This is a genomic window from Haloarcula sp. 1CSR25-25 (assembly GCF_032027985.1).
GTDB lineage: Archaea > Halobacteriota > Halobacteria > Halobacteriales > Haloarculaceae > Haloarcula.
Genome location: NZ_JAHYBW010000001.1, coordinates 703,568 through 715,620, shown reverse-complemented (window position 1 = coordinate 715,620; position 12,053 = coordinate 703,568). Strand labels below are relative to the sequence as shown.

General features: G+C 66.8%; 8 protein-coding genes. 4 read left to right on the top strand and 4 right to left on the bottom strand.

Annotated elements, in window-relative coordinates:
* The first annotated feature begins 197 nt into the window (after window positions 1–197).
* Entirely contained in the window at window positions 198–1,451 is a 1,254-nt protein-coding gene (locus KZ498_RS03565) for an MFS transporter (RefSeq protein ID WP_312616858.1), read from the top strand.
* Here KZ498_RS03565 and prs read toward each other — a convergent pair whose 3' ends face one another.
* From prs to KZ498_RS03550, 3 genes are all read right to left on the bottom strand, one after another.
* Entirely contained in the window at window positions 1,452–2,306 is an 855-nt protein-coding gene (gene prs, locus KZ498_RS03560) for a ribose-phosphate diphosphokinase (protein WP_312616857.1), read from the bottom strand.
* Between the two features lie 100 nt (window positions 2,307–2,406).
* Entirely contained in the window at window positions 2,407–3,219 is an 813-nt protein-coding gene (locus KZ498_RS03555) for a hypothetical protein (RefSeq protein ID WP_312616856.1), read from the bottom strand.
* Between the two features lies 1 nt (window position 3,220).
* Entirely contained in the window at window positions 3,221–4,558 is a 1,338-nt protein-coding gene (locus KZ498_RS03550; protein ID WP_312616854.1) for a glutamate-1-semialdehyde 2,1-aminomutase, read from the bottom strand.
* 222 nt (window positions 4,559–4,780) lie between these two features.
* On the opposite strand from KZ498_RS03550, the gene nasA reads away from it, so the two are divergent.
* The 3 genes from nasA (at window position 4,781) to KZ498_RS03535 (ending at window position 10,678) form a co-directional block, all read left to right on the top strand.
* Window positions 4,781–6,841 (top strand): assimilatory nitrate reductase NasA, encoded by a 2,061-nt coding sequence (gene nasA, locus KZ498_RS03545; RefSeq protein ID WP_312616852.1) that lies wholly within the window; start codon window positions 4,781–4,783, stop codon window positions 6,839–6,841.
* Between the two features lie 316 nt (window positions 6,842–7,157).
* A complete protein-coding gene (locus KZ498_RS03540) occupies window positions 7,158–8,480 on the top strand; it encodes an MFS transporter (protein ID WP_312616851.1) in 1,323 nt (440 codons plus the stop codon).
* Window positions 8,481–8,911: 431 nt separating this feature from the next.
* On the top strand, window positions 8,912–10,678 hold the full coding sequence (locus tag KZ498_RS03535; protein WP_312616849.1) for a ferredoxin--nitrite reductase: 1,767 nt from the start codon (window positions 8,912–8,914) through the stop codon (window positions 10,676–10,678).
* A 326-nt stretch (window positions 10,679–11,004) separates the two neighbouring features.
* On the opposite strand, the gene KZ498_RS03530 is transcribed toward KZ498_RS03535, so the two are convergent.
* A complete protein-coding gene (locus KZ498_RS03530) occupies window positions 11,005–11,649 on the bottom strand; it encodes a chemotaxis protein CheC (RefSeq protein WP_312616847.1) in 645 nt (214 codons plus the stop codon).
* Window positions 11,650–12,053 lie beyond the last annotated feature (404 nt).

Sequence of the window (12,053 nt, the reverse complement as noted above, 5' to 3'; positions counted from 1 at the left end):
ACACTCAAGCGAAGTGAGAGGGTATTTTCTCGCCCACGTCTTTCGAGTCGAGCGGGGGTCCCGCTGACCATGCAAACGAGCGCTTTGCGCCCGTGAGCAGAGAGCCGTCCCCGCAGTGAGCGAAGCGAGCGAGGAACGGCGACGAGGAAAAAGGCGGACCGTAAACGGTTAGACAGCGACTCGCCTGCGACGACACAGTGACCGAGTCCCGCGAACTGTACGCGCTGTATTTCACCCGTTTTGCGAACGCGTTCGGACTGGTGACGCTGTTGACGCTGTTGCCGACCTACATCGACCTGCTGGACCCACAGGGCTTCGTCCTCGGGATGTTCGCGACGGGGCTGACGCTGGCCCAGGCCGGGACTGTGATCCCGGTGTCGTATCTCGGCGACCGCTTCGACAAGCGCTCTATCCTCGTGGGCGGCCTCGCTATGGCGGCGCTGGTGTACGGGCTCTTTCCGTTTGTCGACTCCAGTTGGGGGTTCGTGTTCGTCCGCGGCCTCCAGGGCGTCGCGGCCACCGTCGCGGGCCTTCTCGGCCTCGCGCTCGTCGGCCAGCTCGCCCGTGACACCGAGCGCGGGACCACCATCGGCACGTCGAACGCCTGGCGGTTCGCGGCGGCCATCGGCGGGTCGCTGTCGGCCGGCTTCCTCTACGACCGGTTCGGCTTCGACGCGGTGTTCGGACTGCTGATGGTCATCTGCAGCGCCGCCGCCCTCGCGGTCTGGCTGTGGGTCGACCCGGACGAGACCACGACCGAGGGCTTTGCCTTCGCCGACCTCGCGATGAACCGCCGGATTCTCACCATCACGAGCTTCCGTGCCCAGTACGCCGTCGCGGTGACGCTGGTGCGGACGTGGGTCCCGATCTTCGCCGGCGTCGCCGCCGCAAAGGGCGGCTTGGGCTACAATGCCGCGATAAACGGCGCGACCGCGGTCGCGGTGGTGCTAGCCGTAGAGAAGTTCACGAACATGCTCGCCCAGCCCTACACCGGGTCGCTGTCGGACCGCTTCGGCCGCGCCCGGTTCGTCTTCATCGGCGGGCTCTGCTACGGCCTGGTCGCACTCGTTGTCCCGTTCACGCCGGCTATCGGCACTGCGCTTGGCCTCCCCGAGAGCTACCCCTTCTTCGGGTCGCTGTCGGCGGCATTCCTGCCGCTGGTCGTTCTGAACGCGCTCCTGGGAACCGCCGACTCCCTCCGCGAGCCGGCGAGCATGGCGCTGTTCGCCGACGAAGGGACCGGCAACGGCGTCGCGTCCAGTTTCGGCGTCCGCTCGCTGGTGTGGCGGCCGGGGTCCGTTCTCGCGCCGCTGGCGGGCGGGTGGCTGACGACGAACGCCGGGATGGAGTGGGTGTTCTACCTCGGCGCGGCCTCGGCCTTTACCGGCGTCGCGGCCTTTCTCGGCATCCTCACCTACCAGCACGGGCGCGGTGGGCTGGCGGAGTGGTAACTACAGCTCCTCGGCGATGACGGGCGCGGCGCTGACCTCGCTGACGGCGCGTTCGAGCGTGTCGGTCCCGTAGACGGCCTCGACGCCGGCGCTGTTGAGCTTCGTCAGGGCGTTGCTTGCGAGCATCGGATGGACGCAGGTCACGAACACCCGCCGGGCGTCGCGGTCGTCGAGGACGCCGACGGACTCGCTCATCGTCGACCCGGTGGCGATGATGTCGTCGACCAGCACGACGTCCCGGCCCTCGACCGGCGCGTCGCTGGGCCTGATCTCGATGTCGCCGGTGTCGTAGTCCCGGTCCTTCTCGAAGAAGTCCGTCTCGCCCTCGCCATAGGCGTCCCGGACCGTCGTCGCGAGGGCGACTGCGCCCTCGTCGGGCGAGAGAAAGAGCGGTGCCTCTAGGCCCGCAGGCAGCGGGTCGGCGAGCGCACTCGCCGCGTCGACGGTGGTGGCTGGCACGTCGAAGAAGTCACAGACGGCCGGTTCGTGGGGGTTCACCGTCAGCACGCGGTCGGTCCCCGTCGAGATGGCGCGGGCCATCGCCCGCGAGGAGACCGGCTCGCCGGGCTTGAACGCCTCGTCCTGGCGGGCGTAGCCCATGTACGGGATGACGGTGACGACCTCGCTGGCTCCGGTCTCGCGGGCCGCGTCCTGCAGCTGGAGCAACTGGAGGTGCGCGTCGCTGTCGACTGTCGAGGCGACGACGACGGCACGCTCGCCGGAGACCGCCTCGGGGACCTGGACGACGTGCTCGCCGTCGGGGAACCGTTCGTACTCGACCCGTCCAAGCCGCTCGCCCGTCGCCTCGGCGAGGGTCGCTGCGAACGCCTGCGTGTCCGCCCCGGGGATAATCATATCCGGTGGGTGGCTGCCCGGGCTAAACCCTGTTTCGGTTCCGTAACAGGACTGGGGCGCGTGAGACAGTCACGCGACCGCTCGGCGCTGCCGGCGTGGGTCAGGCCACCGCGACGCCGACGACGTCGGGGACGCCCAGCGAGCGCTGGCGCCAGCCGCCCTGTCCGTCGGCCGTCGCCTCGGCCGCGGTCGCGACGAGGAAGGTCCCGTTCTCGGTGATGGCGTAGGTGTCGTCGCCGTAGGTCACGTCGACAACTCGCTCGGTCGCCGGCACCGCACAGGGTTCCCACGCGCCGTCTGTCAGTTCGTACAGGCCGTCGGCTGCGGCGGCGTGAACGCGCTCGCCGTCGCTTGCGACCGCGACGTGCCGGCCCGACCTGACCTCGGTCCATTCGCCGCTGTCGGTGGTCCCGCTCTCGTAGCGGTACAGCCCGCTCCCGGTCGCGGCGTAGTCGCCCGCCACGTCGGCCACGTCCACCAGGCCGAGTCGGTCGAGCGAGGGCAGGGCGTACACCCCCTCGGCCGCGGCGAGGCGGTCGCCGTCGATGGCGCGGACGTCCGCGACCTCGCCGATAGTCCGCCACTCCCCGTCGTACCGAGCGACGCGACCGTCGCCGGCCGCGAGCAGTCCGTCGCCGTCGTAGCCGACGGCGGTGGCTGGCCCGAACCCCGTCGGGACGAAGCCCTCGTCGGCCAACACGAGCACGTCGACGTCGGTGGCGACCGCGACCTCGCCGCTCGCGCCGGCCACGTCACGCGCGTTGCACCGCTCTTTCAGACTGAACCGCCCGATCTGGCCGCCGGCCGTCTCGACGCGGGTGACGCCCAGTCCCGACGCGACGTACGCGTGGGTCTCCGGGCGTTTCTCGCCGTACATCCGCTTCTCCGAAAGTGCGATGTCGTCGTCGCTCACCTCATATCGCCTCTTTGTACGCTTCGAGCGCATCCTCTATGTCTTCACCTGTGTGGGCATCACAGATGAACTGCGACTCGAACTGGTTCGCCGTGAGGAACACGCCCTGGTCCTTCATCGCGGGCCAGAACAGCCGCTCCCAGCGCTCGGTCTCGGCCTGTGTCACGTCGCCCCCGGTCTTCGGACAGTACTCGAACCGCGGGCAGGACTCCCGCTGCCGGCAGCCGGACTCGCAATGGCCCTCGAAGGAATCAGGTCCGTCGCGGGTGAAGATGACCTTGAACATCGAATCCCGGCCGACGACGGTGTACTCGGGGGCCTGGTCTTCGAGGATGTCCCCCAGGCCCGCACGGAGGCGCTCGCCGAGGTCGTTGACGTGCTCGTATACATCGTGTTCAGCTGCATACCGCAGCGTCTCCAGACCGGCCGCCATCGTCACGGGGTGGCCCGAGAACGTCCCGGACTGGAACACGTCGCCCGCGGGCGTGAACTGCTCGATGATCTCGCTTTTGCCGCCGATGGCACCGACGGGGAAACCGCCGCCGACGATTTTCCCGAAGGTGGTGATGTCGGGGTCGATGTCGAACGCGCCCTGGGCACACTGGAGGCCGCCGACCCGGAAGCCGGTGATGACCTCGTCGAAGACCAGCAGGGAGCCGTGGTCGTCACACAGCTCCCGGAGCGTGTCGTGGTAGCCCTCGACCGGGTGGACGATGCCGTAGTTCCCGAGGATGGGCTCGGTGAGGACCGCGGCGATGTCGTCGCCGTGTTCCTCGAACACCTCGTGTGCGGCCTCCTCGTCGTTGAACGGCACGGTCAGCGTGTGTTCCGCGAAGCTCTCGGGGATGCCGGGGCTGGAGGGTGCGGTGTGGTCGCCCTCGCCCTCGACCAGCGTTGACTCCTGTGCGCCGTGGTAGCCGCTCTGCATCACGACGATCTTGTCCCGTCCGGTGTAGCCACGAGCCAGTCGGACCGCCGACACGGTCGCCTCGGTCCCGCTGTTGACGAACCGCAGCATCTCGACGCTGGGGACGTGCCGGGTGACGAACTCGGCCAGTTCGACCTCGACCTCGGTCGGGGCGCCGTACATCGGCCCCTCTGCGGCGTGTTGCTGGACCGCCGCCTGGACCTGTTCGGGCAGGCTGTGGCCCAGCAGGAGCGGGCCATAGCCCATGACGAAGTCGATATATCGGTTCCCGTCGGCGTCGATGACGTGCCCGCCGTCCCCCTTCTCGACGAAGAACGGGTAGGGCCGTGTCGCTCGCACGGAGGAGTTGACGCCGCCCGACAGCACCGACAGGGCGCGGTCGTACAGCGCTCGCGACTGCTCGTGGTTCATACGTCGGCGTTTGACCGCTGTCAGAAAGAAACTGTTGTTACCGTGCTGTGCCACCGACCTAGTGGACGTACGTAACGCTTCGACGAGTGAAATAAGAATTTCGTAAAGAGTCACTGTTATAAAGTGTGTGTTCATCTACGTAAGTACGGAAATGCTACCCGAACGTACCGAAATATCATATCACAGTGGACAAACGGGCGTCAGTACGGCGCGTGGACGGCTGTGAGCGACTGGGTACCGACGACGTGTATGCGGTGTGCAGTGGGCTGTGGACATATGCACCAGGGCGCTGACGAGGGGTACGGCATCGACGCTGCTCGCGGCGATGCCGCCCATCCGGTCAGTCAGGGACTCGCCTGTGCGCGCGGCCTCAGAGAGAGCAAGGCCCCCGACGGGGAGTGGCTCACCCGGCCGATGGTCCGCAGCGGCGGCGAACTCCGCCAGACCCAGTGGGACGTGGCGCTGGCCCGCGCCGTCGAAGGGCTCGGGGCCGTCCATCAGCGCGAGCCCGACGCCGTCGCAGTCCTGGGCAGCGGCCAGCAGACCAACGAGGCCGCTTACGCGCTGGGGAAGGTCGCCCGCGGCGGCTTCGGCACGCGCAACTACGACGCCAACACGACGCTGTGTATGGCAAGCGCCGTCACCGCCTACTACCAGGCCTTCGGCAGCGACGCGCCGCCGTGTACGTACGCCGACATCAGCGACGCCGACCGCCACGTCGTCTGGGGGGCGAACCCGGCGGTCGCCCACCCCGTCATGTTCCGCTGGATCCAGCAGTCCGCCGACGAGGACGGCGTCGAAATCATCGTCGTCGACCCCGTCCGCTCCGAGACGGCGGAGAACTCCGAGCACCACGTCGCGCCCGACCCGGGGAAAGACCTCGCGCTGGCCCGGGCCGCCCTCGCCCGCATCGTCGAGACGGGCCGCGTCGACCGCGAGTTCGTCACCGAGGCCACCGAGGGCTTCGAGGACCTGCTCGCGGCCCTGCCCGACGCCACGGAGGCGGCCGCCGAGGCCGGCGTCGAGATGACCGACGTGGACCTGCTTGCCGATTCGCTGGACCAGCGCGCGCTCGTCTACTGGGGCATGGGCGTCAATCAGCACGTCCAGGGGACCGAGACCGCCCGGGCGCTCATCGACCTGACGCTGGCGACGGGGAACCTCCGGCCCGGCAGCGGCCCGTTCTCGCTGACCGGCCAGGCCAACTCCATGGGGACCCGCATCTGCTCCTCGAAGGGGTCCTGGCCCGGCCAGCGAGCCTTCGAGGACCCTGACCACCGCCGCCTCGTCGCCGACCACTGGGACGTGCCGGTGGACCGACTGCCCGACGACACCGGCCCGGGTCCGGTCGGGATGCTCGAAGACGACCCCGAGGCCGTCTGGGCCGTCGCCACCAATCCCGTCGCCGGGATGCCCGAAGCCGACTCGGTCCGCGAGACGCTCGACGACGCCTTCGTGGTCGTGCAGGACGCCTTCCACACCGAGACGACGGAGGTCGCCGACGTCGTCCTGCCCGCGGCGACGTGGGGGGAGAGCGAGGGCACGACGACGAACATGGAGCGGACCATCTCCCGCGTTCGCCCGGCGACCGACCTGCCAAGCGGCGTCAGGGCGGACCTGGACATCATCGCCACCATCGGCTCGCGGCTGTTTCCCGGCCTGTTCGAGAGCACGTCGCCGGCCCCGTCGGACGTGTTCGACGAGTTCACCGCCCTCACCGAGGGGACGGTCGCCGACTGCTCGGGCATCACCTACGACCGCCTCGACGAGAACCACGCCGTCAGGTGGCCCGCGCCCGACGGCGACAGCGCCGGCGGCTACCGCTACTACGACGACGAGTCGTGGTCGTTCCCGACTCCCTCCGGCCGAGCGCAGTTCTCGACCGGCCGTCAGGGGTCCCTTCCGGAACCGACCGACGACGACTACCCGCTGACCCTGACCACCGCCCGCGAGGCCGACGGGTACAACACCGGCGTCCGGTCCCGCGGCGGCGAGGCCGGGACGCTGGTGGCCCGCATCCACCCCGAGACGGTCGCACGACACAGCGGGCTCGTCACCGACGAGGCACTGACTGTCGAGACCCGTCGCGGCTCCGCGACGGTCGCCATCGACCGCGATGAAGGCGTTCCCGAGGGGATGGTCTGGCTGCCGATTCACCACCCGGCGACCAACCGGCTGACGCTCTCGGACCGGGACCCCCAGTCCGACGAGCCGAACTTCAAGCAGTGCGCCGCCCGCCTCGTCGCCGCCGAGGCCGAACTGCCGCCGGCCACGGCGGATTGAGCTCACGGCGCAGTCCGGACGGTCCGCCAGGGGACGGGCTTCTGACACACTGCGACGTTATACAAACATGTCCAATTATTCGGGCAGATGTTGGGCGTTCAAACGCCTTAAACAGGGAATATTCTACGGTATATTTGTCGACTATCCACTCAGCCGGGACAGAATCGACGTTATGTAAAGGGATACTGTTATTAAATGGTGGGACTTTCGGACTTCATGTACTGATGTGGTCACACATCCAAAATAAAATCGAATCGGTGGACAAAACCTCGTTAATAACCATGTGTGATGGGGACCCTGTAACCGAGGTGTCGGCATGGGGCTGATCAGGATGACGAAGTACCGGACGCTGCTGCTGGCGACCATCGGATTCAACTTCTCGTTTCTCATCTGGTTCTCGTTTGCGCCCTTTACCGGCCCGATGGCCGAGGAGTTCGGGCTGACGACGGCGGAGATCGGTATCCTGGCGAGTTCGGCCATCTGGATGGCACCGTTCGGGCGGATGCTCACCGGGTGGCTCTCCGATCGGTTCGGCGCGCCGGCCATCTTCGCCATCGTGCTGGCCTACGTCGGCGTGTTCTCGATCGGGAGCGCCTTCGCACAGGACTACTCCGTGTTCTTCGTGCTGCGACTCATCGTGGCGACGGCCGGCATCACGTTCGTCATCGGTATCCAGCACGTCGCCGAGTGGTTCGAAGAGGAGAACCTCGGCCTGGCCGAGGGCATCTACGCCGGCGTCGGGAACGCCGGTGCCGCCGGCGGCGCGCTCATTCTTCCCCGCGTGTTCGGGTCTGGCTGGAACGGGCCGCTGTTCTCGACCAACTGGCGGGCCGCGTTCTTCTACACCGGTATCGTCTCTCTCTTCCTCGCGATCGCCTACTACACCCTCGGCGAAGCCGCAAAGAGCGAGGCGAAACGCCAGGCGACCAAGGAGAACACCAGTTTCAAAGGCTGGATGCACACGGCCACGCGCTATGGCACTGTCGTCCTCGCAGCCGCGTACATCATGTCCTTCGGCCTCGAACTGTCGATGAACGGGTGGCTCGCCACCTACTACCGCGAAGCGTTCAACCAGGACAACCTCGTCATCGCGAGCACCTTCGCGGCGACGTTCTCGATCGCCGCGGGCCTGCTCCGGCCGCTGGGTGGCTACGGGAGCGACCTGCTGGCCCGCAAGGAGAAGAACATCCTGCCCTTCTTCGAGGGCCGGTACCGCGAGCAGTGGACGTTCCTCGGACTCTGTTTCATCGTGGTGATGATGTTCGCCATGACGCTGGCCGGGCTCTCCGGGGTCCTGCTGAACGCCGTCGTCATCGGCTTCCTCGTGGGCACGGGCTGTGCCTGGGCCGAGGGCGCTATCTTCGCGCAGGTGCCCGCGATGTTCCCGAACGACTCGGGCTCGGTCGCGGGCGTCGTCGGCGGCGTCGGCACCGTCGGTGGCATCGTCTACCCGCTGTTTTACTCCGCGCCGTGGCTGGCGAACCTCCACATCGGATACTCCGTGACCGCCCTCACGATGCTCCCCATCGTCGCCCTGTCGGCGTGGGTGTTCCGACCGGAAATTGCGAAAGTCGCGAACACGGCGGGGTTCGTCGGGGGCGCGCAGGAAAGCACCACCGTCGCACCCGGCGACGACTGACTGCCTGTCTACGTCCTCGGACGATCTGCTCTCTCTTTCGTGCATACGTGCTTGCGTGAACCGGCCGGTGTCGCGCCGTTCGCCGATTCGCTTCGCGCGCGAGTAATCCCTCAGTTTGACGGGGTCACGGCCCGGTCGGGAGACTCACGACCGCGGGGCGGACCCCGACGTACAGTTCCGGCCCTTGACCGGCCAACCGCTTGCGTTCATGCGGTTTTACCTGTACCGTCGATGCGGTGTATAACTTCCTTAAACACCTCTCAGACGGTATAATTCTGGACGGCTGTTGCCGAAACACGCTCAGGTGTTTGTTTCTTTAACGAACAGGATTATAAGGAGTCGAACTTAGAATCAAAACGTGAATTAGCGGACGTTCGGATAACTATGCACGAAAAAACAGCACATCCATTAAGAACAGGGGCCGCCTGAAGATGGCACACAAGAAGGAGCAGTACAAAGAGGAGCTGTACGGCGATGACGTACGGGAGAAGCTGGAGGAGTTCGCCGAGAGCGGGTGGGACTCCATCCCCGAGGACGAACGCGAGAAGTGGTTCTCGCGGTTCAAGTTCTGGGGCGTGTTCCACCACCGCGGCGGCCAGGAGTCGTATTTCATGATGCGCCTGACCAACTGCGGCGGCGTCTTAGAGCCCGACCAGCTCCGGGCCATCGGCGAGGTGGCTCGGGACTACGCGAAGGGCCCGGCCGAGAACCCCGAGTTCGGGAACGGCTGGATAGACTTCACGACGCGGCAGTCCGTCCAGCTGCACTGGCTCAAGCTCGAGGACATCCCGGAGATCTGGGAGAAACTCGAAGCCGTCGGCGTCTCCTCGCGGTCGGCCGGCGGAGACACGATGCGCAACATCTCGGGCTGTCCGGTCGCCGGCAAGGCCGAGGAGTACGTCGCGTCCCGCCCGATTCTGGACGAGATTCAGGAGACCATCCGCGACGACGACGACCTCTCCAACATGCCCCGGAAGTTCAACATCTCGGTGTCCGGCTGCCGACAGGGGTGTGCTCAGGACTCCATCAACGACATCGGGCTGGAACCGGCCCACAAGTTCATTAACGGTGAGGAGGTCGAGGGGTTCAACGTCCGCGTCGGCGGCGGCCTCGGCGGGCGCGAACCACGCGAAGCGCGCTCGCTCGACCTGTTCATCCGACCCGAACACGCCGTTGAGACGGTCCGGGCCTTCGTCGAGTTCTACCACGAGGCGGGCAACCGGACGAACCGCTCGAAGAACCGCGCGCGCTTTTTCGTCGACGAACACGGCACCGACGCCATCCGCGAGGAACTCGACGAGCGCCTTGACTTCGAGTTCGAGACCGCCGGCACCGATTTCCGCGGGGAGTACACGTACAACGCCGGCAAGCGAACCGAGTACGGTGCCCACGACCACGTCGGCGTCTACGACCAGAAAGACGGCAAGAACTACGTCGGGCTCTCGGTGCCGGTGGGCCGCATCGCTGCCGAGGACGCCATTGAGCTCGCGGACCTCGCCGACGCCTACGGCTCCGGCGAGGTGCGACTGACTCGTCGGCAGAACCCGCTCATCATGGACGTACCCGACGGGAAGCTCTCGAACCTCCTCAACGAGTCGCTGCTGGAGACGTACTCGCCGGAGCCGAACCCGTTCGTCCAGGGCGCGATGGCCTGTACCGGGACGGAGTTCTGCTCGCTCGCGCTCACGGAGACGAAGGCGCGCATGGCCCGCCTGCTCCGCTGGCTCGGCGACAACGTCGACGTGCCCGACGACGTGGACCGCATCAAGATGCACTTCTCGGGCTGTACGGCCGACTGCGGCCAGGCGATGACGGCCGACATCGGCCTGCAGGGGATGCGCGCCCGCAAGGACGGCCAGATGGTCGAAGCCGTCGACGTGGGCGTCGGCGGCGGCGTCGGCGAGGACCCGTCGTTCATCGAGTGGGTCCGCCAGCGCGTCCCGGCCGACGAGGCGCCGGGCATGATAAAGAACATCGTCGAGGCCTACGCCGCGCTCCGCTCCGAAGGGCAGACGTTTCGGGAGTGGGTCGACGCCACCGGCCACGAGACCATCGTGGAACTGGCCGAACCCCACGAGGTCGAGGGGTACTCCGACCCCTGCCTGGCCGACGGGAAGCAGTCGTGGTACCCCTTCGACGACGGCGAGAGCCCGGCCCCGACCGACGCCGAGGGCCAGCCCATCTCGGCGGACGACTGACCATGACGGACAGCGACGAGTCGGACGACCCGTCGGAATCCGCGGTTCAGGGGGTGGCATACGACGCCGCACCGGAACTACTGGAGTGACGCGGCCCCGGCTCCGAACGCCGGCCCCAGCGACGTGACACGCCCGCTCGGCGTGTCGATCTCCCTCTGACATGGGGACTGCTCGTGTCCACGTCCATGGGTGCTTCTCAGCCTGCCGTACTTTTCCGCCGTTCCGTAGCCATCGATGGGAAGCCGTAGTCCCCGTGTTCTCCGGGGTCGCACCCGGCGGTTACACTCCGTTCACCGAACGGCGGAGGGACGGCCTGAGTCCCGATGTCAGTCCAGAACGTTACCGGCTTCGGTGTCTACCGCCACGTCGGTGTCGAGGTCGATACCCTGGATGAGCGCGACGAGGTCCTCCAGTTCGGGGAACGTGTACACGATCATCCCGAGGTCGCCGTCGTCGACGGTGATACGCGAGTCGACGACGAACACCAGGTCGGAGTCCGGCCAGCCGCCCATCTTGTCGACGATGCCGTCGGCCGGCCCGAACACGAAGTTCGGCGTCCCCATGTCGATGGTCGTCTCCAAGACGTTCGCCCACCCGTCGATGAACGCTGAGGTCATGATGTTGCCGATCTCCTGCATCGCCGACCGTTCCATGTCGGAGAACCCCTCGCCCTCGCTCGGCTCACCCATCCCGCCCATCATGGCGCCGGCCATCCGCTTGCTGTCGGCCGGTTCGAGCAGAAACAGGACATAGCCGTAGGGCGGTTCGTTCAGTTCGACGTAGATACCGACGCCCTTGTCGTCGCCGATGTGTGTCTTGACGTCCTCGACGTCGAGAAAATTGATCTGTGAGGTCCGAACTGTCGCGTCGAGCCCGGTCAACTGACCGAGGTTCTCCGCGACTGTCCCCGACCCCTCCTTTGCCATCTGATTGAAAAGGTCCAGCTTCCGCACGTCCACTTTCAGGCCCATACCTATCGGAACGTCGCAAGCGGCTTAACGCCACCGCTGGGGGCCGCATTCCCCAGCACTCGGTGTTCGCCGTCCGGTCCGTTCGGGCCCCGAAGTCGGACGCGCTCGCCACGCCGTCGCGACAGATATCCCACGCGACACTGACCGGCGTGTCTCACAGTTCCGAACCGATAGATGGTGGCATAGAACAGTTCACACACCCCCTCCGGGACAGAGCAGCCACAACTGACCCGTCTAAGGCACAAGGCATTTTTTACGACTGGGTGAATCCCAGAATAGTGTCCCCTGATACTCCCCCCTCCATCCAGGGTGAACCTGGGCGGTCAGACGCGTCACGAGCTGCACTGTCTCATCTCCGTCCGTCGCGTCGAGCGGTCCTCACAGCCGTCGGAACCGCGACGGCG

Excerpts from the sequence above, each read along its gene's own strand:
- KZ498_RS03550 (WP_312616854.1), bottom strand. The coding sequence starts at position 4,558 with ATGAACCACGAGCAGTCGCGAGCGCTGTACGACCGCGCCCTGTCGGTG.
- KZ498_RS03540 (WP_312616851.1), top strand. The coding sequence starts at position 7,158 with ATGGGGCTGATCAGGATGACGAAGTACCGGACGCTGCTGCTGGCGACC.
- KZ498_RS03535 (WP_312616849.1), top strand. The coding sequence starts at position 8,912 with ATGGCACACAAGAAGGAGCAGTACAAAGAGGAGCTGTACGGCGATGAC.
- prs (WP_312616857.1), bottom strand. The coding sequence starts at position 2,306 with ATGATTATCCCCGGGGCGGACACGCAGGCGTTCGCAGCGACCCTCGCC.
- KZ498_RS03530 (WP_312616847.1), bottom strand. The coding sequence starts at position 11,649 with ATGGGCCTGAAAGTGGACGTGCGGAAGCTGGACCTTTTCAATCAGATG.